Raw genomic sequence first — 23634 nt, 5'->3', positions numbered from 1 at the left:
ATGTGTCGAAATTTGTGGTGACTCCCGCGAGCCAGGCGCAGCGGGAGGCGTGGGTGGGCGGGGCGATCCCCGAGGTCGAGCGGGTGCGTCCGGGGCTGTGGTCGGTCCCGGTGCCGATCCCCGTCAACCCCCTGCGGTACGTGCTGGTCTATGTCCTCGAACTGCCCGGCGGAGTGGTGATCGTCGACGCCGGGTGGAACACCGACGAGGCGTACGACGCGCTCGTCGCGGGTCTCGGCGTGGCCGGGTACGCGATCACCGACGTCAAGGGCGTGCTCGTCACCCACATCCACCCCGACCACTACGGCCTGGCCGGGCGCATCCGCGAGACGTCGGGCGCCTGGATCGCCCTGCACCCGGCCGACGCCCGCCTGATCCGCGAACGCTACGACGACGAGGTCATCGACTCCCTCGTGGATCGGGAACGCGCGCTGCTGGCCCGCTGCGGCGTGCCGCCGCTGACGCTGGACGAGCTGGCCGGCGCGTCCATGATGATCAGGCACGTGGTCTCGATGGCCAAACCGGACCGGCTGGTCGAGGACGGCGACGAGCTCGGCCTGCCCGGCTGGGACCTGCGGGCGATCTGGACGCCCGGCCACTCGCCCGGCCACCTGTGCTTCGTCTCGCCCTCGCGCCGGCTGCTGTTCTCCGGCGACCACGTGCTGGCGAAGATCACGCCGATCGTGGCCGTCCACCCCCAGTCGGGTCCGAACCCGCTGGCCGACTACCTCGACGCGCTGGCCGCCGTGCGCAAGCTGGAGGTGGAGGAGGTGCTGCCGGCCCACGAGTACCGGTTCCTGGAGCTGGCCGAGCGGGTGGACCACGTGCTGGCCCACCACGACGCGCGGCTGGCGGAGATCGAGCAGGTGGTCGGCGCCCAGGACGGCGTCACGTGCTGGGACGTGGCCACCCGCCTTTCGTGGTCGCGGCCGTGGGAGACGATCCCGCCGTTCATGCGGCGCGCGGCCAACAACGAGACGCTGGCCCACCTGGCGTGGCTGGCGGCCAAGGGACGGGTACGCAGGGAGCCCGGCGAGCCGGACCTGTGGCGCCTGCCCTGACGCGGTCTATCGTAGCTCGTAACAGAATGTTGTTCTCCTGCGTGGGAGGTTCGATGCTTCGGTTCGATGACAGGGTCGCGATCGTCACGGGCGCCGGGCACGGTCTGGGCAGGTCGCACGCGCTCCTGCTGGCCGAGCGCGGCGCCAAGGTCGTCGTCAACGACCTCGGGGGCGCGCTCGACGGCACGGGCGCCTCCACGGGGCCCGCCGCCGACGTGGTCGAGCTCATCACGAAGAACGGCGGCCAGGCCGTCGCCAACGCCGACAACGTCGCCACGCCGGAGGGCGCCAGGGCCATCGTGCAGGCCGCCGTGGACGCGTTCGGCAAGGTCGACATCGTCGTCAACAACGCCGGCATCCTGCGGGACAAATCGTTCGGGAAGATGACGGTCGAGGACTTCGACGGGGTGCTGGCCGTGCACGTACGCGGCTCGTACCTGGTCAGCCAGGCGGCGTACCCGCTGATGAAGGCGGCCGGCTACGGCCGCATCGTCAACACCTCCAGCCCGGCCGGCCTGTTCGGCAACTTCGGCCAGGCCAACTACTCCACCGCCAAGATGGGCCTGGTCGGGCTGACCAAGACGCTCGGCATCGAGGGCGCCCGCAACGGCATCAAGGCCAACGCCATCGCGCCCATCGCCTGGACCCGGATGACGGAGGCGCTGCTGCCGGCCGAGTTCGAGGCCAAGTTCACGCCGGAGCGGGTGAGCGCGCTGGTGGCCTACCTCGTGCACGAGACGTGCGAGGCGAGCGGCGAGGTGTTCAGCGTGGGCGGCGGCCGGGTGGCTCGGGTGTTCGTGGCCGAGGGGCCGGGCTGGAAGACCGACGACCTCACGCCGGAGGCCGTCGCCGACAACTGGGAGGCCGTCATGGCCGAGCAGCCCTACGTGCTCACGGCCGCCGACTCGATGAAGGCGATGCTCTGACGCCTGCGATCCCCGCCGCCGGGCACCGCACGCCGGCGGCGGGGATCCACTAAAGCCCGAAAAATCGGGCTTTGTTCGATCTTCGGCGGAAGTCGCCGGAGTTTTGTCGATGCGCACTCTTGATTTGCCGCATCGGTGATCTTATTGTCGCGGCATGACCCCCCAGCCGGGCTCAGCCGGAGATGTGCTGACGTTGATCAGCGCAGGCTCGGCCACGACCCGATCCGATCTAGCGAGGCTCACCGGCCTGGCCAGGTCCACGATCTCCCAGCGCGTGGACGCGCTGATCGAGCGCGGGCTGGTCGAGGAGACGGAGAGCGGTGAGTCCACCGGCGGCCGGCCGCCGCGCCAGCTGCGCCTGCACACCGAGGAGCACGCCTTCGCGGGCGTCGACCTGGGGGCCACCCACTGCCGGGTCGCGCTGATGGACATCTCGGGCAACCTGCTGGCCGAGTGCGAGGACTCGCTGCTGATCGACGAGGGGCCGGAGAAAGTGCTCGCCCACGTGGACCAGCGTCTCGACCGGCTGCTCGGCGAGGCGGGGCGGCCGCGGTCGGCGCTGCGCGCCATCGGGATCGGGGTGCCGGGGCCGGTGGAGTTCGCCACCGGGCGGCCGAACAATCCGCCGATCATGCCGGGCTGGAACGACTACCCCATCCCCGAATACTTCGACGGCGTGTCGGTGCTGGTCGACAACGACGTCAACGTGATGGCGCTCGGCGAGCACCGCCACTCCTTCCCCGGCGCCGGCCACCTGCTGTTCGTCAAGGTCGGCACGGGCATCGGCTGCGGCATCATGGCCGAGGGCAAGCTGCACAGGGGCGCCCAGGGCTCGGCCGGCGACATCGGGCACATCCGGGTCAGCGGCCACGACGACGCGGGCTGCCGGTGCGGCAACAGCGCCTGCCTGGAGGCCGTGGCCGGCGGCGCCGCCATCGCGCGGCGGCTGAGCGAGCTGGGCCTGCCGGCCGAGTCCGGGGCCGACGTCGTGGCGCTCGTACAGGCGGGCAACACCCAGGCGCTGCGGCTGGTCAGAGAGGCCGGCCGGCTCGTCGGCGAGGTGCTGGCCGGCCTGGTCAACTTCTTCAACCCCGAGGTCATCGTCATCGGCGGCGCGCTGTCGCGGGTGCACGAGCACCTGCTGGCCGGGATCAGGGAGACGGTCTACCGCAGGTCGCTCCCGCTGGCCACGCACCACCTGTCGATCACGCCGAGCCGTACGGGCATCAACGCGGCCGCGCTCGGGGCGGGGATCCTCGCCATCGAGCACTACCTGTCGCCGGACAACATCAACCGGATCGTCAACGCCTGAAAGGGATCTTCCCCGATGCTGGTCATGAAGGGCATCGTCAAGCAGTTCCCCGGGGTGCGCGCGCTGGACGGGGTCGACCTGGACGTACGGGCGGGCGAGGTGCACTGCCTGCTCGGCCAGAACGGCGCCGGCAAGTCCACCCTGATCAAAGTGCTGGCCGGAGTGCACCAGCCGGACGAGGGCACGATCCGGTTCAACGACCAGGAAGTGCGCCCGAGCAGCCCCATCGACGCCATCAGGCTCGGGTTCGCCACGATCTACCAGGAACTCGACCTGGTCGACGGGCTCAGCGTGGCCGAGAACATCTTCCTCGGCCACGAGCACGCCCGCTTCGGCTTCGTCAACCGGGCGGCCGCCAGGCGCGCCGCCCGCGAGGTGCTCGAACGGCTCGGCCACGGGGAGATCCGCACGTCGGCCGAGGTGGGGCGGCTGTCGCCGGCGGCCAAGCAGGTCGTGTCCATGGCCAGGGCGCTCTCCCACGACGCCCGCCTGATCATCATGGACGAGCCCTCCGCCGCCCTCGCCCACGACGAGGTCGCGAACCTCTTCCGCATCATCCGCGAGCTGACCGCCCAGGGCGTGGCCGTGGTCTACATCTCCCACCGCCTGGAGGAGATCCGCGAGATCGGCGACCGGGTCACCGTGCTGAAGGACGGCCGCACGGTCGCCGTCGGCCTGCCCGCGCGCGACACCCCCACCGCGGAGATCGTCTCGCTCATGACCGGCAGGAACGTCGAGTACGTCTTCCCGCCCCGGGCCGGCCGCTCGCCGGGCGAGGAGGTGCTCAAGGTCGAGAACCTGTCCTCGCCGGGCGTCTTCTCGGACGTGTCGTTCTCCGTGCGGGCGGGCGAGATCGTCGGGCTGGCCGGGCTCGTCGGCTCGGGCCGCTCGGAGATCCTGGAGGCCGTGTACGGCGCCCGCCCCGCCTCGGGCCGCGTCCTGCTCGCCGGAACCCCCGTGCGCCGCAGCGTCGTCGGCACCGTCAAGCGCGGCATGGGCCTGGCCCCGGAGGAACGCAAGGCCCAGGCCCTCCTCCTCGACCAGAGCGTCACCGCCAACATCACGCTGGGCACCCTGCCGGGGTTCGCCAGGTTCGGCTGGATCGACCGCAAGCGGGAGCGGGCCGAGGCCAAGCGCCTGTCGGAAATGCTGGACATCAGGCCACCTGACCCCGAACGCCCGATCCGGACCCTGTCCGGTGGAAACCAGCAGAAGGCCGTGCTCGCCCGCTGGCTGCTCGGCGGCCGCAAGCTGCTCCTGCTCGACGAGCCGACCAGAGGCGTGGACGTGGGCGCCAGGGCCGAGCTGTACGCGGTGATCCGCAACCTGGCCGAGCAGGGGATCGGCGTGCTGCTGGTCTCCAGCGAGGTGCCCGAGGTGCTCGGCCTGGCCGACCGGGTGCTCGTGTTACGCGAGGGCACGGTCATCCACGAGGGCGACGCCGAGGGCCTGGACGAGCACCGCGTACTCGACATGATCATGAATGGGAGGGCGGCGTGATGAGCGAGCCCACAACGGACCGGCCGCTCGCGGGAGTGGGGTCGCCCCCGTCGCCGGGCGGCGGCTTCCGCGCCAGTTTCGGAGAAATGCGACATCTAGGGCTGCTGGCGGCCCTGGCGCTGCTGATCGTCGTCGGCCTGGTCACCAGGCCCGAGAACTTCGCCACCACCTCTAACCTCGTCAGCATCCTCTCACTGGCCGCCACGATCGGCGTGATCACGGTCGGGGCCACGTTCGTGATCATCGGCGGCGGCATCGACCTGTCGGTCGGCGCGGTGATGGCGCTGGCCTCGGTCTGGGCCACGACGCTGGCCACGCAGTCGTACGGGCCGGTGGTGATGGCGATCTGCGCCATCCTCGTCGGCACCGGGGCGGGGCTGGTCAACGGGTTACTCATCGCCTACGGGCGACTGGTGCCGTTCATCGCGACGCTGGCCATGCTGGTCGCCGCCCGAGGGCTGGCGCAGCGCATGTCCGACCGCAAGACGCAGCTCATCCAGTCCGACAACTCCGCCATCGTGGACCTGTCGACCACGCGCCTGCTCGGCATCCCGCTGCTGGTCTACATCTTCGCCCTGGTCGTGGTGCTCGGGTGGATCGTGCTCAACCGCACGACGTTCGGGCGGCGGACGTACGCGGTCGGGGGCAACCCCGAGGCGGCCAGGCTCGCCGGGATCGACGTGCGCAGGCACACGATGCTGCTCTACGCCCTGTCGGGGCTCTGCTGCGGCATCGCCGCGATCCTCATCATGGCGCGTACGACGACGGGCTCGTCCACCCACGGCGACCTGTACGAGCTCGACGCCATCGCCGCGGTGATCATCGGCGGGACGCTGCTCACCGGGGGCCGGGGCACGATCGTGGGCTCCATCCTGGGCCTGCTGATCTTCACCCTCATCACGAACCTCTTCATTCTCAACGGCCTCAACACCAGCGACCAGCTGATCGCGAAGGGCCTGATCATCGTCGTCGCGGTCCTTCTCCAGCGGCGGAACTTGAAGGAGAGAGCACCATGAGTGAGAACGTCGCGCGCAGGGGATTCCTGGTCGGCGGAGCCGTACTCTTAGCGACCGGCTGCACCAGCAACCAGCCCGCGGCCGCGCCCAGCAGCTCGGCCCCCGCGCCCGCCCCCGCGGCCAGCGGCAACGACCAGCCGGGCGACAAGGTCACGATCGGGTTCTCGGCGCCCGCCGCCGACCACGGCTGGATCGCGGCCATCGCCAAGAACGCCGAGAGTGCCGCCAAGCAGTACTCCGACGTCGACTTCAAGCCCGTCGAGCCCACGAACGACATCAACCAGCAGATCTCCGCGGTCGAGTCGCTCATCGCGGCCAAGGTGAGCGCGCTGGTCATCCTGCCCAACGACGGCCAGCAGCTGAACCAGGTCGCGCTGCAGGCGACCCAGGCGGGGATCCCGGTCATCAACCTCGACCGCGTCTTCCCCGACAAGCTGGCCTACCGCACGTGGATCGGCGGCGACAACTACGGCATGGGCGTCGCGGCCGGGCACTTCATCGGCAAGCAGCTCAAGGACAAGGGCGTCGCCAACCCCGTCATCGTCGAGATCCAGGGCATCGCCACGCTGCCGCTGACGCAGGACCGCAGCAAGGGCTTCGCCGACGCGCTGAAGACGTACGGGTTCAGCGTCACGGCCAAGCAGGACGCCAAGTTCACGGTCGAGACCGGCAACCAGGTGGCCACGTCGCTGCTCCAGGCGCACAAGAAGATCGACGCCATGTGGAACCACGACGACGACCAGGGCATCGGCGTGCTGGCCGCGATCAAGGAAGCCAACCGGAACGAGTTCATCATGGTCGGCGGCGCCGGCTCGCTGAACGCGATGAAGGAGATCCAGTCCGGTACGTCGGTGCTGAAGGCCACGGTCACCTACAGCCCCACGATGGCCTCCTCGGCGATCAAACTCGCACGTCTGATCGCGCAGGGGAAGGGCATGACTGATCTGGTGGAGAACCAGGTTCCGCAGTCCATCACGCTCGCATCCGAGACCATTACCAAGGACAACGTCGAGAAGTACCTGGCGCTCGGCTTCGAATCCTGATCGGGGGTTGCATGTCAGACAAGACCACCATCGGCGTGGGCATGATCGGCTACGCCTTTATGGGCCGAGTCCACTCCCAGGCCTGGCGCAGCGTCTCGGCCTTCTTCGACCTGCCTTTGGTGCCTCGCATGGCGGTGCTCGGCGGCAGGTCGAAGGAGAGCACCGAGGCGGCCGCCGCACAGCTCGGCTGGGCCGACGTCGAGACGGACTGGAGAGAGCTGATCAGGCGCGACGACGTGCAGATCGTCGACATCTGCACGCCCGGTGACTCGCACGCCGAGATCGCCGTCGCCGCGCTGCAGGCGGGCAAGCACGTGATCTGCGAGAAACCGCTCGCCAACACCGTCGAAGAGGCCGAGGCCATGGTCCGGGCCGCGCAGGCGGCGCCGTCCTCGGTCAAGAGCATGGTGGCCTTCAACTACCGGCGGGTGCCCGCGATCGCGCTCGCCCGCCGGTACGTCGAGGAGGGACGGATCGGCGAGGTCAGGCACGTACGCGCCGCGTACCTGCAGGACTGGATCGTCGACCCGGAGTTCCCGCTGGTCTGGCGGCTGCAGAAGGACAAGGCGGGCGCGGGCGCGCTGGGCGACATCGGCTCGCACATCGTGGACGCGGCCCAGTTCATCACCGGGCAGCGGCTGGTGGGCGTCTCCGCGCTGACGGAGACGTTCATCAAGGAACGCCCCGTCGCCGCGGCGTCGGCCGGCCTGGCGGCCACCGGCACCGGCGAGATGGGCCCGGTGACCGTGGACGACGCGGCCCTGTTCATCGGCCGGCTCTCGGGCGGAGGGCTGGCCTCGTTCGAGGCCACCCGCTTCGCCTACGGCCGCAAGAACGCGATGCGCATCGAGATCAACGGCTCGCTCGGCAGCCTGGCGTTCGACTTCGAGGCCATGAACGAGCTGTGGTTCAGCTCCGGAGGCGGCGGCTTCGAGCGGATCCTCGTCACCGAACCCGACCACCCCTACGTGGGCGCCTGGTGGCCGCCCGGGCACGGGCTCGGCTACGAGCACACCTTCACCCACGAGATCAACGACTTCCTTGAGGCGATCGCCACCGGAGCCGACCCCTCGCCGTCGTTCGCCGACGGGCTGCGGGTGCAGCGGGTGCTGGAGGCGGTCGAGCGGAGCGCGGCTGAGGGCAGCCGCTACATGAACGTGGAGGACTGACACATGCGACCTGTCACCCTGTTCACGGGGCAGTGGGCCGACCTGCCGTTCGAGGAGGTGTGCAGGCTGGCCGCCGAATGGGGCTACGACGGCCTGGAGATCGCCTGCTCGGGCGACCACTTCGACGTGGCCCAGGCCGTGGCGGACCCGTCGTACGTGGAGCAGAAGCAAGCCCAGCTCGAAAAGCACGGCCTCAAGGTCTGGACCATCTCCAACCACCTCGTCGGCCAGGCGGTGTGCGACCTCATCGACGAGCGCCACAAGTCCATCCTCCCCGCCCGCATCTGGGGCTCCGGCGACCCCGAGTCGGTACGCCAAGCGGCGGCGGAGGACATGAAGAACACCGCCCGCGCGGCCGCCCTGCTGGGCGTGAACACGGTGGTCGGCTTCACCGGGTCGTCGATCTGGCACACGGTCGCCATGTTCCCGCCGGTGCCGGCGTCGATGGTGGAGGCCGGCTACCAGGACTTCGCCGACCGCTGGAACCCGATCCTCGACGTCTTCGACGAGGTCGGGGTGCGCTTCGCGCACGAGGTCCACCCGAGCGAGATCGCGTACGACTACTACACCACCGTGCGCACCCTGGAGGCGATCGGCCACCGCCCCGCCTTCGGCCTGAACTGGGACCCGTCCCACATGGTCTGGCAGGACCTGGACCCGGTCGGGTTCATCCTGGACTTCAAGGACCGGATCTACCACGTCGACTGCAAGGACACGCGCATGCGCGTGGGCGACGGCCGCAAGGGCCGCCTGTCCTCGCACCTGCCGTGGGCCGACATGCGCCGCGGCTGGGACTTCGTCTCGACGGGGCGGGGCGACGTGCCGTGGGAGGACTGCTTCCGGGCGCTGAACTCGATCGGGTACGACGGGCCCATTTCGATCGAGTGGGAGGACGCGGGGATGGACCGGCTGGATGGGGCCAGGGAGGCGCTCGCCTACATCCGCAACCTCAACTCCATCACCCCACCGGCCACCGCCTTCGACGCGGCCTTCTCCACGACGTAACAGCAAGGCCTTCCACAAGGGGGGCGCTGCGCGCCTGGGGATTCCAGCCAGCGCCTCCCAGGGGGCTCACGCCCCCTTCGACCCCCCCTGCTCGCTTCGCTCGCCGGCGCCCACCCGTTGCCTGGTTACCGGCTTGGCCTGCTGGAGCCCACCCCGAGGCGAGGGGCTCCCGCCCCTCGCGCACCCCGGCGTCGGCCGAGGGCGAAGTGGTTCCTTGATTGACCGTCGCAACTTGCAGCCATCGACGAGGCGAAAGGGCTCACCTCGAGAGGGAGGCTTCTTCCTCGTCGCGCTGACGCCAGATGTCGTGTGGGGAGGCCGCTTATCCTTTCACCAACGCCGCCGCGATGAAAGGATAAGGCTTATCCTTTCATCGCAGATGGCAGCGTGTAAGGATAAGCCCAGCTTCCCGCGGAGGGCCGATGCGTAGCCACGCCCCCGCGACAGCAAGTTCGGCCGTGCCCGCACCCCTGATTGAACAGCACTTTCAGTGCACTTCAGATCAAGCGCCAATTAGGCTGTGTTATCCAGACCTGTGGTGATGCTGACGATTGGGGCTTTTGGTCGCCGACGGCGCGCTGAGCCCTGGCGGTCGCCGCTATCGAGTCACACCGGAGGCGTCTCTGATGCGCATCCGCTCGACGGGTCCGCTCGGACATGGGTAGACGCCTCTGAGGGAGGCCGACTGCAGGAGTTCCAGGTGGCTCTGGTGCTCTGGGGCTGCGGGCTAGGCCGTCGCCACCCGCATGGCTGGCAATCCCTTTACCTATCCGGAAGTGCAGACCCTGATGGACGGCATCACAGTGGGAGGGCGGAAGGTCACCGACGAGCGTCAGGTGCTGAACCTCGCCGAGTCGGCCAGAGAGCTGGTCAAAGTGGTGAAGTCGCAGCACTTCAAGCTGGACAAGCCCACGTCGGATCATTTCCATCATCTGATCGCCGAAGGCGAGGCCCTGGAGGTAGGGCACTTCAAAGGAGAGGGCTCGCTGACCCTCACCCCGGGTGTCAGCCTAGGGGAGCACGGTCGATATATGCCGCCTGCCACGGAGCCTGGTGGCGAGAACCTGCACCGTATATTCTCCGACGGAGTGGCGGCTATCAAAGCCGAGATATCATCTCCGTTCGAGCAGGCACTCGTCTATTTTCTATTCGCCGCCCTGCAGCAATTCTATTTCGATGGCAACAAGCGTACCGGCCGGACCATGATGAACGGCCACCTGATGTCGCATGGAATTGATGCCATCAGCGTTCCGGCGCTCCGGCGAGCGGAGTTCAACGTCACAATGGTCGATTTCTGCCGGACCAAGGACGCCACCGCTGCGCTCGCCTTCCTTGTCTCTTGCCATCCGGACTTCGAGGAGCCTCCGGGAGTCCTGTGAGAACGCGGGCGCGCAGGCGGACCTGTGAGCTCCAGGTGTGGCGCGGGTGGCTGGCGGCCGCGGCGATGCGCGTTCAGGCGCCTTGCCGCCGCGGCCCCTCTCACTCCGAACGGAGTCAGTCCATGACGACGATCTGGCGGAGGACCTCGCCGCCCCGCAACGCCGCCACCGCGTCGTTCAGGTCCGACAGGCGGATGCGGGCGCTGATCATCGACTCCAGGTCCAGCTTGCCGGCCTTGTGGAGCTTGGCGAAATAGGGGAAGGCGTGGCGCACGTCCGCCTCCCCGTACAGGCTGGACAGCAGGTTCTTGCCCTCGAACAGCAGGCTGAACGCCGAGATCGACACCATGTCGTCCACCGCGCCCGCCCCGACCACGACGACGTCGCCGCCCTGCCGGGTGATCTGCCAGGCGCTCTGGATCGTGGCCGCCTTGCCGACCACCTCGAAGCCGTAGTCGAAGCCAGCGCCGGCGGTGAGCTCGTTCAGGGCGTCGGGGACCTGCTCCGGGGTGACGGCGTGCGTGGCGCCGACCTTCTTGGCGAGCTCGTGCTTGGACTCCAGCGGGTCGATCGCGAGGATCGTGCGGGCGCCGGAGAGGCGGGCGCCCTGGATGACCGACAGGCCGACGCCGCCGCAGCCGATGACCGCGACCGTGGAGCCGGGGCGGACCTTCGCGGTGTTGATCGCGGCGCCCACGCCGGTCGTGATGCCGCAGCCGATCAGGGCCGCCGCCTCCCACGACACGTCCTCGTCGATCTTGATCGCGCCCTGCCACGGCACGACGATCTCCTCGGCCCAGGTGCCGCACCCGGCCATCCCGTACGCCGTCGCCCCGTCGCCGCCGAACCGGAAGTTGCCCTTGCTGAACGCCTCGACCACGTACTTGATGCACAGGTACGGCTGGCCGCCCAGGCACAGGTCGCACTCCTGGCAGCCGGGACGCCAGTTGATGACCACGTGGTCGCCGGGCTTGAGCGAGGTGACGTGCTCGCCCACCTCGACCACCTCACCCGCGCCCTCGTGCCCGAGCACCAGCGGCACGGGCTGCGGCAGTACGCCGGTCATGGCCGACAGGTCCGAGTGGCAGACGCCCGTCGCCTTGATCCGTACGCGTACGTCCGCCGGCCCGACGGGGGCCAGGGTGACGTCGTCGCGGATGTCCAGCTTGTCGTTGCCTACGGCGTGCAGGATCGCGGCGCGCATGGGGTTCCTCCTCCGGCTGGTGCCTAGCGGGGCTATTCCTCTAGGGAAAGGGCGGCTTTGGGGCAGGACCGGACGGCGTGGCGGACGCGGTCCCGCATCTCGGGGGGTGGTTCTGGCAGCAGGATGTGGAGCTGGTCGTCGTCGTCCACCTCGAACACCTCCGGCGCGAGCCCCATGCACACGGCGTTGGCCTCGCAGACCAGCTCGTCCACCTTGACTCTCATGCGAGCCTCCTGTGATCCCATGAGACCACTTTGGTGTACTCCACGACGTACGCAACTCGCTTCTGCCCGGTCTGCTCCACGTACGGGCGTAGCAGTTCGTCCGGTACGCCCGGGGTCATCCGCCGGGCGACCATCATCCCGATGTCCAGGACGCGGTCACGGTCGTCCACCCGCTCGGCGTTCCCGTACACGAGGACGCCTTGGAGCTCGGCGTAGTCGTCGCCCGTCTCGATCAGGCAGCTCACCCGGGAGTCGCGGGCAAGATTGCGGGCTTTCTGGGCTTTCGCGTAGGTCCAGAAGGTGATGCGTCCCTTGTCGAGTCCATAGAACATCGTCACCAGGTGGGGCGTGCCGTCCGCGTTGATGGTGGCCAGCTGCAGCTTGCGTGAGCTCTCCAGGAAGGCGGTGACGTCGTCGTCCGACATGGCGATGCGAGCGCGCTGATTCACGTTGCAAGTAGAACAGGTTTCAGAACGGCCCTGCAAGAGTCCCCTGGAATGTTGTTCGGTTCGGCTAGGCTGCATCCCCATGACGATGCCGTCAGAGCTGCTCTACGCAGCGAAGCACGCCAAGGGATTCATGCCGCACAACGAGGGTCTGGCTCTGTACGAGGCCGCCTGCAGGTACGGGAAGCTGGGCCCCGTCTGCGAGATCGGCACGTACTGCGGGAAGTCGGCCGTCTATCTCGGCGCGGCGGCCAGGCAGGCCGGGTCGGTGGTCGTCACCGTGGACCACCACCGGGGCTCCGAGGAGATCCAGCCCGGGTGGGCCCATCACGACCCGACGCTGGTGGACCCCCGGTTCGGGAAGATGGACTCGCTGCCGACGTTCAGGGCCACGATCGCGGCCGCGGGACTCGAGGACGAGGTGATCGCGATCGTCGGCCGGTCGGAGCAGGTCGCCGCGCTGTGGAGGACGCCCCTGGGGATGCTGTTCATCGACGGCGGGCACTCCGAGGAGCCGGTGACCCGCGACTACGAGGGCTGGGCGCCGCACGTCATGGAGGGCGGGGCGCTGGTCTTCCACGACATCTACCCCGATCCCGCCGACGGCGGGCAGGCGCCGTACCGGGTCTACCAGCGGGCGGTGCGGTCGGGCGCCTTCAGCGAGGTGTCGGTGGAGGGCTCGCTCCGCGTGCTGGAGCGCGTCGGCCCCGGGATCTGAGGGGCCCGGGCAAGAGTCAGCAGCGGTGGCGGTGGGACCAGGACCGGCGGCTCTGGGACTGCCAGCGCCGGAAGTCCTCGTGCGTGTGCGCCTCGTGCCCGAGCGCGAGGAGCGCCTGGTCCGTCCATGAGGCCGCCTCCTCGGGTTCGGCCCCGGCCAGGATCGGCACGGCCTGCGCCGTGTGGTCCGGCAGCGTCCCCGACCGCAGCCGGGCGGCGACGGCGAACGCGCACCCCTGGGCCAGGTGGGCGCGGAACCCGTCGGCCCCGGCGTGCTCGGTCAGCCACCACAGCTCGTCGGCGTCGGCCCCGCCCGTGTACGTCGCCGCGAACCCGATCCCGCTCCACAGGTCGCCCCGACGTCCCGCCGGATATCCACCGATCCTGGCGGCGACGTCGTCGGGCGAGGCGCTGTCGTGGTACCAGAGCAGCCGCCCCAGCCCCTGGTCGAACACCGCGCAGTGCGCCCTGGTCAGCAGGTCGGGCATCGTGCGCTCGCCCACCATGCGGTCGGCCCTGGCCAGGCTCCACTGGAACCCGAACCCGTCCACGGCCAGCCAGCGCAGCAGCGGATGGGCGCGCCGCGCGCCCCACAGGGGCCGCAGCCGCAGCAGCGCGTAGCCGCGACCGGCGCCGACGTAGGCGGCGTGGCGATGATGCTGGGCGGGGCCGGTGAGTAGCTCGTGAAGGCGCCGGCCCCGCGTCAGCGTGAGCAGGTCGAGCACTGTGCAGGCGGCGGCCGCCCCTTCATAGCCGAAGGGCCGCTGCTCAGCCGATATTTCCTCGACCTTCTCGATCTCCCGGGACATCACCGCGTTGAAGCCGAAAACGTATGAACTTTCGGCATCGGTGAAGATCGCTCGGGAAGCTCCCCCTCTGAGCCGGAATCGTCGCCGGCCCAGATCGGACTCCAGAGGATCCTTGACCAGGAACCTCCGCAGCCCCCTCGCCCGGGACAGTGTCGGCTCGGTCCTGACCTGATCCAAGAACGAAGTTGTGCCCGTGTCGCCCACGCTTCCCCCGAAGACGCCTCGTACGAGTCACTCAGAAGCTAGTAAGCCCATTGCGTCGATCATCGGCGGCGCACCGGATTTCGGGGGCAAAGAACCCGCAAAAGCGCTTGTGCGGGGACGAGGTCAGAGGTCGTCGCGGCGTACCAGGCCCGTGCCGGCGGCGCAGCCGCAGGTCTCCGGATCGGACACCGACGTCCCCACGATGTCCCTGAACAGCCCGGAGCCCGGCGTCAGCGCCAGCAGCGCGTCGGCAGCGAGCACGACGGCGGCGGCCGTGTACCCGGAGCGTTCGTGGGGGAAGTGCTTGCGGTTGGCGAACTGCCAGCCCGTCCAGTACGCGCCGTCCTCGTGCCGCAGGTGCTGCACGTCCGTGAACAGCGTGACCGCCCGCTCCCGGTCTCCCAGCGCGTCGAGCGCGAGCACCAGCTCGCACGTCTCCGCCCCCGTCACCCACGGCTGGTCGGACACGCACCTGATCCCGAGCCCGGGCACCACGAACGTGGCCCACTCGCGCTCCAGCAGCTCGAACGCCTGCCGCCCGCGCACCGCGCCGCCGAGCACCGGGTAGTACCAGTCCATGGAGAAGCGGCTCTTGTCCGCGAACGCCTCGGGATGCGCCACCAGCACGTGCGCCAGCCGGTCGGCGGCCAGCTCCCAGTGCGGCTGCGGGTCGCCCAGGTGGTCCGCCAGCAGCACGCCGCAGCGCAGCCCCTGGTGGATGGAGGAGCACCCGGTGAGCAGCGCGAGCGTCGAGGCGACGCCGTGCGCGTCGCGCTCCCAGACGATCTCGCCCCGCTCGGTCTGCAGCCCCGCCACGTAGTCGAGCGCGGCCTTGACCATGGGCCAGTGCTCCTCGGTGAACGCCTGGTCGCCGGTCACGAGGTGGTGGTGCCAGAGCCCGGCGGCGACGTAGGCGGCGTGGTTGGTCTCGCCGCCCTGCTCCGTGGCCACGCCGTCGACCAGCTTCATCGGCCAGGAGCCGTCGGGGCGCTGGTGGCGGGCCAGCCACGCGTAGCCGCGCCGTACCGGCTCGCCGAGTCCCGCGACGGACATGGCCATCAGGCACTCGACGTGGTTCCACGCGTCGACGTGGCCTTCCGGCCACGGCACGCCGCCGTCGTCCTGCTGGATCGCCGCGATGCTCTCGGCCGTTCGCACGACCTCCGCGTGGGAGATCATGGCTTCCGGACGTAGAGGACCACGCTCTTGCCGATGATCGGGTTGAGCACGGCTTCGGCGATCCTGGTGGCGGCCGGGCGCTTCATGATGTCCCAGACCAGCAGCTCGTGGTACGCCTTGGCGATCGGGTGGTCGTCGTTGTTGACGCCGACGGCGCACTTGATCCACCAGTACGGCGCGTGCAGGCCATGGGCGTGGTGGTGGGGGCCGATCTCGAAGCCGATGGACTTCAGCTTGGCCGACAGCTCAGCCAACGTATAAATCCGGACATGTCCCCCGGGGGCCGTGTGGTAGGCCTCGTCCAGCGCCCAGCAGATCCGTTCGGGCAGGAAGCTCGGCACGGTGACGGCCGCCGTGCCGCCCGGCTTGAGCACGCGGAAGAGCTCGCGCATGGCCGCCATGTCGTCCGGGATGTGCTCCAGCACCTCGGCCGCGATGACCCGGTCGAAGCTGCCGTCCTCGAACGGCATGTCCAGCGCCGTACCCTGGACAATCTGCCCGCTCGCCCCCGGCGGCACCTCGCCCGCCTTGTCCATCGCCGCGAACATGGCCGCCACGCCGTCCAGCTCCGCCTGGTCCATGTCGAACGCGATCACGTCCGCTCCCCGGCGCAGCGCCTCGAAGGCGTGCCTGCCGCCGCCGCAGCCCAGGTCGAGCAGGCGCACGCCGGGGCCGACGGGAAGCCGGGCGAAGTCGACGGTCAGCACTGGTCAGCCTCTCCTCTTGTGGTTCTCGATGGCCTCGAGGTACGCCTCGACGGTCCTCTTGGCCACGACGTGCCAGGTGTAGCGCTCCATGACGCGGTCGTATCCGGCCTGGCCCACGCGTTCGCGCTCCTCGGGGGAGTCGTGCAGGCGGCGCAGCACCGCGGCCAGCTCCTCGGGGTCGCCCGGGGGCACCTGGATGGCCGCGTCGCCCACGACCTCGGGCAGCGCGCCCGTACGGCTGGCCACCAGGGGCGTGCCGCAGGCCATGTGCTCGACGGCGGGCAGCGAGAAGCCTTCGTAGAGGGAGGGGACGACGGAGATCTCCGAGGTGGCGATCAGCTCGCCCAGCTCGTCGTCGGAGATGCCGTGGACGAAACGCACCCGGTCCTGCAGCGACAGCTCCTGGACGAGCTGCTCGGTCGGGCCGCCGGGGGTGGGGCGGCTGACGACGGTGAGGTGCACGTCGCGCTCGGTGGCCAGCTTCGCGACCGCCCGCAGCAGCGTCGCGACGCCCTTCATGGGCGAGTCCGCGCTGGCCACGGCCACGATCGAGCCCTTGCGCCGGGGCTTGTCCGGGCGCGGGTGGAAGTAGCGGGTGTCGACGCCGAGGGGGATCAGGCGCATGTTCGCCTGGGGGACGTTGAAGTCGCGGTGGATGTCGGCCAGCGACGACTCGCTGACGGTCAGGATCGGGCTCAGCCGGGGCGCGACGCGCGACTGCATCTTCACGAACCCGTACCAGCGGCGCAGGCTCAGCCTCTTGCCGCCGGTGGCGGCCTCGAGCTCGATGCGGCGGTCGACGCTGATCGGGTGGTGGATGGTGCCGACCACGGGGAACATCCGCTGGATGCCCAGCAGGCCGTATCCGAGGGTCTGGTTGTCCTGCACGACGTCGAAGTCGCCGATGCGCTTCTTCAGCTCGCGGTAGGCCCGCAGCGTGAACGTCAGCGGCTCGGGGAACCCCGCCGTCCACATCGTCCCGACCTCGAGCAAGTCGATCCAGTCGCGGTATTCGTGCAGCTTGGGCGTTCTGAACGGGTCCTCGTCGCGGTAGAGGTCGAGGCTGGGCACCTCGCGCAGGATGACGCCCTCGTCGAGCTCGGGATAGGGCTGGCCGGAGAACACCTCGACGTGGTGCCCTAAGGCGACCAGCTCTCGGCTGAGGTGGCGAAGGTAGACGCCCTGACCGCCACAGGTGGGCTTGCTGCGGTAGGACAACAACGCGACTCGCAGCTTTCGCTCCCGCCGGGCTGGCTCTTCCACGACACCCCTTTCTCCGCCGGTAGGGCCCTTGGGCGGGCGTGTACCGTGAAGATGACCTTAGTCCGAGAAGGCTACCATTCGGTAGGTCGGGTGGAATTGTTCACAATTACGGTTAAACGTCGTGCGAACTGCGACGTTGCCGTGACCGAGCGTGGTTCGGTGGAACGGGTTCTAGGTGGCTTGGTGCCCTATCTGGGCGCTTAGCTGTACATTCCGTCCCAAACAGATTGCTATACGCGATAGCTGGAGGACCCTTGGCCAGGCGAGCTCTGATCACCGGCATCACCGGCCAGGACGGTTCTTACTTGGCGGAGCACCTGCTCGAGCAGGGGTACGAGGTGTGGGGCCTGGCCCGGGGGCAGGCGAACCCGCGCGTGTCGAGGATGCGCAAGCTGCTGTCGGACGTGCAGGTGGTGCGGGGGGATCTGCTGGACCAGGGGTCCCTGATCTCGGCGGTGGAACGCGTTCAGCCTGACGAGGTGTACAACCTCGGGGCGATCTCGTTCGTGCCGATGTCGTGGGAGCAGGCGGAGCTCACGGCCGAGGTGACCGGGATGGGCGTGCTGCGCATGCTGGAGGCGATCCGGGTGTGCTCGGGGGCGTCCCGGGGCTCGGGCGCCTCCCGACAGATCCGCTTTTATCAGGCTTCATCCTCTGAGATGTTCGGGCAGGTCAGCGAGACGCCGCAGAACGAGCGGACCGCCTTCCACCCGCGCTCGCCGTACGGGGTGGCCAAGGCGTACGGGCACTTCCTGACGCAGAACTACCGCGAGTCGTACGGGATGTTCGCCGTGTCCGGGATCCTGTTCAACCACGAGTCGCCGCGCCGGGGGGCCGAGTTCGTCACCAGGAAGGTGTCCCTGGGGGTGGCCCGGATCAAGCTGGGGCTGGCCGGCGAGCTGCGGCTGGGGAACCTGGAGGCGCGCCGGGACTGGGGGTTCGCCGGCGACTACGTCAAGGCCATGCACCTGATGCTGCAGGCCGCCAATCCCGAGGACTACGTGATCGGGACGGGGCGGATGAAGTCGGTCAGGGAGCTGGTGGAGGCGGCGTTCACGGCCGCGGGGCTGGACTGGGAGCGGTACGTGGTGACGGACCAGACGCTGCACCGGCCGGCCGAGGTGGACCTGCTGTGCGCGGACCCGAAGAAGGCGCGGACGCAGCTGGGGTGGGAGCCGAGCGTGTCGTTCGACGAGCTGGTGGCGATGATGGTCGAGTCGGACCTGCGGTTGCTCTCGGACGGAGGCGACCCCGACCAGGACAGTTCCTGGCCGTGACGCCTATGCCCGGGTGATGGCCTGGCGGTAGGCGCCCGGGGTCAGGCCGAAGTAGCGGGTGAACCAGCGGGTCAGGTGGCTCTGGTCGGCGAAGCCCGTCGCGGTGGCCGCCTCGCTGATGGCCGTGCCGCCGGTGATCAGCGTACTGGCCTCTCTGAGCCGTAGCTGCCGCTGGTAGTCGCTGGGGGACAGCCCGTACTCCGCGTGGAAGGCCCGGTAGACCGCGTAGCGGCTGGTGCCCGTGGCCAGCGCCAGGTCGTCGCTCGTGAGATCGTCCCGGAGGCGGTCGTGGAGGAGCTGCCTGGCCTGCCGCGCGACCCTCGCCGACCGTCCGGATCTGCCCTCTGGATGGATCGGGGACGTGGCGGCCCGCCGTACGATCGCCGCGACCGTGGCGGTGAGCAGCTCGTCGCGCCACAGGGCCGTCGAGCCGGAGCCCAGGAGCTCCGCGTGCAGGGAGCGCAGCGCCCCCGCCAGGACGGGGTCCTCCACCACGGGCGTGGTGAACAGGGGCAGGCCCAGGCGGCGGCCCGTCGTGTCGGCCAGGGCGTCCGACACGAGCTCGGGGCCGATGTGGACGATCCGGTACGTGAAGCCGCGCGCGTTCGTGGCATGGCCGTCGTGGGGGTCCTCCGGGTTGAACGCCATGACCATGCCCGCCGAGCTCGTGTGGGCCGAGCCGCGGCAGGTGAACGACTGCGCGCCGGTCTCGGTGACGCCGAACGAGTAGGTCTCGTGGCTGTGTCGGTGGTAGACGTGCCGCTCGAAGTGGGCATGCATGGCCTCCAGCGGCCGGTCGGGCGACCGCCAGTATCGGGACCAGTCATGTGCCATCCCTCCATTGTCCGGACGACCATTGACAAACCAAATTTTTACGTAAAGGATTGTTTTTGCGATGAGAGACGTCCTGTACTTGGAAGAGATCGAGCAGGCCGAGGCCCTGCTCAAGCCGCAGCGCGTGGAGGTGCTGCGGCAGCTGGCCGAGCCGCGTACGTGCTCGGAGGTCGCCGAACGGCTCGGCCAGACGCCGCAGCGGGTCTACTACCACGTCAAACGGCTGGTCGAGGCGGGCCTCGTGGACCTCGTGTCCGAGCGCAAGGTGCGCGGGATCCACGAGGGCATCTACCAGGCCGGTGCGCGCTCGTACTGGCTGTCGCCCCGGCTGGTGGGCCGGATCGGGCTGCGCAAGGCGCGTGACGAGCTGAGCCTCGGTTACCTGCTGGATCTCATGGAGGAGGTCCAGTCGGACATCGCGGCGCTCGACAGGAGCGCGCCCGAGCTGCCGTCGATCGGGTTGTCGGGGGAGATCCGCGTGCGTCCCGAACAGCGTCAGGAGTTCCTGAACGACCTGCAGACGATGCTGCAGGGGCTGTTCACGCGGTACGGCGGGGCGGAAGGGGACGCCTTCAAACTCGCCGTCGCCTGCTACCCGAATGTCACCACCGAACCCCCCGAGCCCCGGACGGACCAGCCTTCAACCGACTGATCCCGGATTCGCCAAAGGAGAAGATGACGATGACCGAGCCCATGACGTTTCGTGCCCGCATCCAGGCGCCCCTCAAGGAGGTGCGCCACGCGCTCACCGACCCGGCCGCCCTGCGGATCTGGCTGGCCGAGCACGCCGAGGTGGAGCTGCCGGACCGGTTCGGGTTCTGGGGGCGTACCACGCCTGAGGGGGACGCGCCGCACCAGCGGCTGCTGCACGCGGACGAGCGCACGGTGCGCTTCGCGTGGGTGCTGGACGGCGAGGAGACGACCACCGAGTTCAGGCTGGAGGAGGACGGGGACGCGACGATCCTGACGTTGTCGCAGACGCACTTCGACTTCCAGGACGTCATCACGGGCAAGAGCATCCGGGGCGTGCTGCAGACGTACTGGGCCCTGGCCGTCGCCAACCTGGCCGAGCACCTCGAGGGGCGCGAGCTCACCCCCAAGATCGACTTCACCTCCGCGGACCTGCGCGCCCAGGTCACCATCGACGCCTCGCCGGCCACGGTGTTCGAGTCGCTGATCGACTCGGAGGTGGTGACGAGGTGGTTCGGGTACCCGATCGAGATCGAGCCGTACGTGGGCGGCCGCTTCGCGATGGGCGGCCTGGCCAACGACCCCAGCCCGGCCAAGGTGCTGGAGCTTGAGCCCGGCAGCAGGTTCTCCCTGGACTGGGGCGCCCCGGGAGTCGGCACGTGGGAGCTGGAGGGCTCCGGCGGGAAGACGCGGCTGACGCTGGTGCAGAGCGGGTTCGACGCGGAGCGCCCGCCGTACGCGGCGTGGGGCGGGATCCTGTCGGGCGTCGCGGAGCTGCGGCGCTACCACGAGGTGCCGGACTGGCAGCCGGTCATGGTGGCCTGACGTTTCCGCACCAGCGTTCAAGACACGGCGGGGGCGGGACGTGGAGACTCGTGACCATGCGTTTTGACACCAAGATCGGCATCGTGGTCCGCGCGGATCTGGCCGCATGGCAGAAGCTCAACGTCACCGCCTTCCTGTCCAGCGCGGTGGCGGGCGGGGTGCCGGGGCTCATGGGGGAGCCGTACGAGGACGGGTCCGGCAATGCGTACCTGCCGATGCTCCGCCAGCCCGTGCTCGTCTACACGGCCGACTTGGAGGGCCTCCGGAGCGTCCGGGAGAAGGCGGTGGGCCGGGAGATGGACGTGGCCGTCTACATCGAGGAGATGTTCAAGACGGGACACGACGCGGACAACCGGGCGGCTGTGCGGGCGGTGGAGGCCGATGAACTGGGGCTGGTGGGGGTGGTGGTCCATGGGCCGAAGAACGGCGTGGACAAGGTCCTGAAGGGCCTCCCCCTGCACCCCTGATCCGCAACCTCCACCGCGACTCCCACGGCACTTTCATTCGACGATCCGGTGCCATCGGTGAGCCGGTGGCGAGGCGCCGGAAATTATGTCGCCCGGCATTCGGCTGAATGCGTAAGGTGCGGGCGTGCATGCTGCTGATTTCTACACAGGAATCGTCGCCGAGTTATATGGGCCGCTGAAGTCCGTCGCCCAAGATCCAGAGCCCTACGCGGCGTTCGTCCAAGAGGCTGGTTCCCCGGCTCTGGAGCTGGGGTGTGGGGACGGCGACCCACTGCTCGACCTGCGTCGGCGCGGCCTGGACGTCGAGGGGGTCGACTCCTCGGCGGACATGCTGCAGCGGTGCCGTCGCCGGGCGCGGGAGCAGGGCGTCGATGTCGTCGTCCACCACCAGCGCATGGAGGCGCTCGATCTGCCACGCCGCTACCGTGCGATCTTCCTTGCCGGGCCGACTTTCAACCTGCTCCCCGACGACTCCGTCGCTCTGGCTGCCCTCGACCGCATCCGCAACCATCTCGCCGTGGGCGGCACCGCCCTGGTGCCGCTGTTCGTCCCGTCACCCACACCTGCCGAACGGATCGGCCGAGTGCGCACCGCCACGGCGGAAGACGGTGCTGAGTTGCGTGTCTCGGTGGTGTCCGAGGAGCGTAGCGATTCCGCGCGGACGCAGACGACGGTGTTGCGTTACGAGCGGTACCACGACGGCGAGCGCACCATCGTGGAGCGCCCCTGGGTACTGCACTGGTATACCCGCTCAGGATTCGAGAGCCTTGCCGCAGCCGCCGGTCTGATCCCGGTGTCGGGCATGGAGGCGCCGGGTGCCTCCGACCTGCAGTTCCAGCTGCAAGCCGCCGGTTTCAGAGGGTGACGCCGACGCGACCGGAAAGCTTGCTATGAGGATCCTGGCGATCGGCCATGGTCAGCCCCCTGATTGTGGAAAACGCGATGTCGTCCACAGAACCCCATTCGGCCACGCATCACCCATCCCCGCCGTAGCACCCTGGGCGCCATGCACCACGCAGCCGACCCCACCCCCCTCGCCACGCCCAGCGACCCTCCGGCACCCCCTCCCGAAGCTGCAGCCCCCGAAAGACGCATCTCCCATCCAGGAAAAACCGATCGCGGGCTTCCAAAGACGGAGACGCCACCCACCTCGCCATCGCTCGCCGAGCGGACCGCCCGAATCACCCGAGCGATCCCACAGGCCGTCGTCTGCCGCCAGACAGCCGCCCACATCTGGGGCCTGAACGCCCTGCACACCCCAGAAGCCGACTGGCCCATAGAGCTGACCGCCCCCTCCCACCTGGCCCTCCCCGGCTGCGTCACCTACCCGGCACCGCTCCCACCCGAAGACATCACCATGCACAAGGGCGTCCGCCTTACCACCATGGAACGCACAGCCCTCGACTGCGCCCGCTGGCTGCCCCGTACGGAGGCGGTGGCGATCCTCGACCAGTTCGCACGCCGGGGCGTGGATCTCGAAGCTCTGTGGCACCGCCCGCTCAACTCCTGGCGCCTACGCGACACCCTCGGCCTCGCCGACCGGGGCGCCGCCTCCCCCAGGGAGAGCTGGCTCCGGGTCATCCTCGTGGAAGGCGGCCTCCCCAGACCCACCACCCAGATCCGGGTCGAACTGGACGACGACCGGTTCGCGTACCTCGACCTGGGCTGGGAGGAGTTCAAGGTCGCAGTCGAGTACGACGGCCAGGAGCATCACACCTCACCCACCGACCAGCAACGCGACACGGACCGCCGCGAGGAGCTTCGCCGCCGCGGCTGGCGCGTGATCGCCGTCCGCCGAGACGTCATCCCCGGCCAGATCGCCGACCTCCTCCATCACGTGGCCAATGCCTTGATCGAATGCGGCTGGCAGCCCGGCCCCGAGCGCACCAACCACATCCTCCGCCGCATCCGAGCCGCCCGCCGCCGCTCCCGCTTCCGATTAATCAGCCACCCGCCGCTCCAATCCACCACGCCGGACGCCCTTGCCGGGACGTCCATGCCCGAACGCCAGCCGGACGCCCGCACCGGACTGACGGCTGACGCCGTACCAAAATGCCAGCCAGGCGCCACGCCGTACCATCAGCCGCACACCGCAGTGCCAGCCGGCTGTCACGCTGCAGTGCCGGCCAGGCGTCACACCGCAGGGTCGGCTGGGCGTCACGTCACGCTGCAGTGCCCCCCAGTTGGGCGTCACGTCACGCTGCAGTGCCAGCTGGGCGTCACTCCACAGCGTCGGGTGGGGTGTCGCGCCGTGGCCTCGGCCGTGCGTCACGTTGGAGCCTTGGTCGGGCGTTCGTGGGGGAACGTCCGTGTGGGCTGTGCCGTGATGTGCTGCGCTGACCACCACCGGGCCGTTGTGGGGCGAGTGGTGGTGATA

The 23634-nt window shown here is 69.4% G+C and carries 24 protein-coding genes and 1 pseudogene; 16 read left to right on the top strand and 9 right to left on the bottom strand.

Going from position 1 to position 23634, the window contains the following annotated elements; translation table 11 throughout:
• The first annotated feature begins 2 nt into the window (after positions 1-2).
• The 9 genes from HD596_RS06075 to HD596_RS06035 all read left to right on the top strand — a co-directional run bounded on the left by HD596_RS06075 (position 3) and on the right by HD596_RS06035 (position 10411).
• Positions 3-1061, top strand: a complete 1059-nt coding sequence (locus HD596_RS06075) for an MBL fold metallo-hydrolase (RefSeq protein WP_313042947.1) — start codon at positions 3-5, stop codon at positions 1059-1061.
• Positions 1062-1114: 53 nt separating this feature from the next.
• Positions 1115-1987 carry an SDR family oxidoreductase gene (locus HD596_RS06070; RefSeq protein ID WP_185068326.1) on the top strand — a complete coding sequence of 291 codons (873 nt, stop codon included), beginning with the start codon at positions 1115-1117 and terminating at the stop codon, positions 1985-1987.
• Between the two features lie 154 nt (positions 1988-2141).
• The gene (locus tag HD596_RS06065; RefSeq protein ID WP_185068325.1) at positions 2142-3299 is read left to right on the top strand and encodes an ROK family transcriptional regulator; all 1158 of its coding nucleotides are present in this window, start codon (positions 2142-2144) and stop codon (positions 3297-3299) included.
• A 15-nt stretch (positions 3300-3314) separates the two neighbouring features.
• Positions 3315-4799: a sugar ABC transporter ATP-binding protein gene (locus HD596_RS06060; RefSeq protein ID WP_221519203.1), complete on the top strand. Its 1485-nt coding sequence runs from the start codon at positions 3315-3317 to the stop codon at positions 4797-4799.
• 86 nt (positions 4800-4885) lie between these two features.
• Positions 4886-5815, top strand: coding sequence for an ABC transporter permease (locus HD596_RS06055; RefSeq protein ID WP_246554162.1), 930 nt, complete (start codon positions 4886-4888; stop codon positions 5813-5815).
• Positions 5812-6858, top strand: coding sequence for an ABC transporter substrate-binding protein (locus HD596_RS06050; RefSeq protein ID WP_185068323.1), 1047 nt, complete (start codon positions 5812-5814; stop codon positions 6856-6858). The genes HD596_RS06055 and HD596_RS06050 overlap by 4 nt, the downstream gene beginning before the upstream one ends.
• Positions 6859-6869: 11 nt before the next feature.
• Positions 6870-8027: a Gfo/Idh/MocA family protein gene (locus HD596_RS06045; protein WP_185068322.1), complete on the top strand. Its 1158-nt coding sequence runs from the start codon at positions 6870-6872 to the stop codon at positions 8025-8027.
• 3 nt (positions 8028-8030) lie between these two features.
• Positions 8031-9032 carry a sugar phosphate isomerase/epimerase family protein gene (locus tag HD596_RS06040; RefSeq protein ID WP_185068321.1) on the top strand — a complete coding sequence of 334 codons (1002 nt, stop codon included), beginning with the start codon at positions 8031-8033 and terminating at the stop codon, positions 9030-9032.
• A 746-nt stretch (positions 9033-9778) separates the two neighbouring features.
• Entirely contained in the window at positions 9779-10411 is a 633-nt protein-coding gene (locus HD596_RS06035; protein ID WP_185068320.1) for a Fic family protein, read from the top strand.
• 115 nt (positions 10412-10526) lie between these two features.
• Here HD596_RS06035 and HD596_RS06030 read toward each other — a convergent pair whose 3' ends face one another.
• The 3 genes from HD596_RS06030 to HD596_RS06020 are packed head-to-tail and all read right to left on the bottom strand — an operon-like array spanning position 10527 to position 12288.
• Positions 10527-11615, bottom strand: a complete 1089-nt coding sequence (locus HD596_RS06030) for a Zn-dependent alcohol dehydrogenase (protein ID WP_185068319.1) — start codon at positions 11613-11615, stop codon at positions 10527-10529.
• A 32-nt stretch (positions 11616-11647) separates the two neighbouring features.
• The gene (locus tag HD596_RS06025; protein WP_185068318.1) at positions 11648-11839 is read right to left on the bottom strand and encodes a ferredoxin; all 192 of its coding nucleotides are present in this window, start codon (positions 11837-11839) and stop codon (positions 11648-11650) included.
• Positions 11836-12288: a pyridoxamine 5'-phosphate oxidase family protein gene (locus HD596_RS06020; RefSeq protein ID WP_185068317.1), complete on the bottom strand. Its 453-nt coding sequence runs from the start codon at positions 12286-12288 to the stop codon at positions 11836-11838. Before HD596_RS06020 ends, HD596_RS06025 begins: the two co-directional genes overlap by 4 nt.
• An 85-nt stretch (positions 12289-12373) precedes the next feature.
• Between HD596_RS06020 and HD596_RS06015 the strand changes: the two genes are divergently transcribed.
• Positions 12374-13003 (top strand): class I SAM-dependent methyltransferase, encoded by a 630-nt coding sequence (locus HD596_RS06015; RefSeq protein WP_185078311.1) that lies wholly within the window; start codon positions 12374-12376, stop codon positions 13001-13003.
• A 16-nt stretch (positions 13004-13019) separates the two neighbouring features.
• Here the strand turns inward: HD596_RS06015 and HD596_RS06010 are convergent, their stop codons facing one another.
• From HD596_RS06010 to HD596_RS05995, 4 genes are all read right to left on the bottom strand, one after another.
• A complete protein-coding gene (locus tag HD596_RS06010) occupies positions 13020-14015 on the bottom strand; it encodes a DUF1702 family protein (protein WP_313042937.1) in 996 nt (331 codons plus the stop codon).
• 123 nt (positions 14016-14138) lie between these two features.
• Positions 14139-15194: a glycoside hydrolase family 15 protein gene (locus HD596_RS06005; protein WP_185068315.1), complete on the bottom strand. Its 1056-nt coding sequence runs from the start codon at positions 15192-15194 to the stop codon at positions 14139-14141.
• A complete protein-coding gene (locus HD596_RS06000) occupies positions 15191-15901 on the bottom strand; it encodes a class I SAM-dependent methyltransferase (RefSeq protein WP_185068314.1) in 711 nt (236 codons plus the stop codon). The genes HD596_RS06005 and HD596_RS06000 overlap by 4 nt, the downstream gene beginning before the upstream one ends.
• A 3-nt stretch (positions 15902-15904) precedes the next feature.
• Positions 15905-17164: a glycosyltransferase family 4 protein gene (locus HD596_RS05995; protein ID WP_313042935.1), complete on the bottom strand. Its 1260-nt coding sequence runs from the start codon at positions 17162-17164 to the stop codon at positions 15905-15907.
• A gap of 254 nt (positions 17165-17418) precedes the next feature.
• Between HD596_RS05995 and HD596_RS05990 the strand changes: the two genes are divergently transcribed.
• Positions 17419-18441 carry a GDP-mannose 4,6-dehydratase gene (locus HD596_RS05990; RefSeq protein WP_185068313.1) on the top strand — a complete coding sequence of 341 codons (1023 nt, stop codon included), beginning with the start codon at positions 17419-17421 and terminating at the stop codon, positions 18439-18441.
• Between the two features lie 3 nt (positions 18442-18444).
• Here the strand turns inward: HD596_RS05990 and HD596_RS05985 are convergent, their stop codons facing one another.
• A complete protein-coding gene (locus HD596_RS05985) occupies positions 18445-19275 on the bottom strand; it encodes an AraC family transcriptional regulator (RefSeq protein WP_185068312.1) in 831 nt (276 codons plus the stop codon).
• A 61-nt stretch (positions 19276-19336) separates the two neighbouring features.
• Here HD596_RS05985 and HD596_RS05980 point away from each other — a divergent pair, with 61 nt between their 5' ends.
• From HD596_RS05980 to HD596_RS05965, 4 genes are all read left to right on the top strand, one after another.
• Positions 19337-19927 carry a helix-turn-helix domain-containing protein gene (locus HD596_RS05980; RefSeq protein ID WP_185068311.1) on the top strand — a complete coding sequence of 197 codons (591 nt, stop codon included), beginning with the start codon at positions 19337-19339 and terminating at the stop codon, positions 19925-19927.
• Positions 19928-19956: 29 nt separating this feature from the next.
• Entirely contained in the window at positions 19957-20790 is an 834-nt protein-coding gene (locus HD596_RS05975; RefSeq protein WP_185068310.1) for an SRPBCC family protein, read from the top strand.
• A gap of 56 nt (positions 20791-20846) precedes the next feature.
• On the top strand, positions 20847-21257 hold the full coding sequence (locus HD596_RS05970; protein ID WP_185068309.1) for a DUF2000 domain-containing protein: 411 nt from the start codon (positions 20847-20849) through the stop codon (positions 21255-21257).
• Between the two features lie 124 nt (positions 21258-21381).
• The gene (locus HD596_RS05965) at positions 21382-22122 is read left to right on the top strand and encodes a class I SAM-dependent methyltransferase (RefSeq protein ID WP_185068308.1); all 741 of its coding nucleotides are present in this window, start codon (positions 21382-21384) and stop codon (positions 22120-22122) included.
• A gap of 648 nt (positions 22123-22770) precedes the next feature.
• On the opposite strand, the gene HD596_RS05960 is transcribed toward HD596_RS05965, so the two are convergent.
• On the bottom strand, positions 22771-22968 hold the full coding sequence (locus HD596_RS05960; RefSeq protein ID WP_185079457.1) for a hypothetical protein: 198 nt from the start codon (positions 22966-22968) through the stop codon (positions 22771-22773).
• Here HD596_RS05960 and HD596_RS65550 point away from each other — a divergent pair.
• Positions 22918-23043, top strand: a pseudogene (locus HD596_RS65550) (DUF559 domain-containing protein); the annotation flags it as partial. The gene HD596_RS05960 and the pseudogene HD596_RS65550 overlap by 51 nt on opposite strands.
• Positions 23044-23634 lie beyond the last annotated feature (591 nt).

It is taken from the genome of Nonomuraea jabiensis (assembly GCF_014204795.1).
In the GTDB taxonomy this organism is placed as follows: Bacteria; Actinomycetota; Actinomycetes; order Streptosporangiales; family Streptosporangiaceae; genus Nonomuraea; species Nonomuraea jabiensis.
This window is presented reverse-complemented; position numbering and strand designations above follow the sequence as displayed.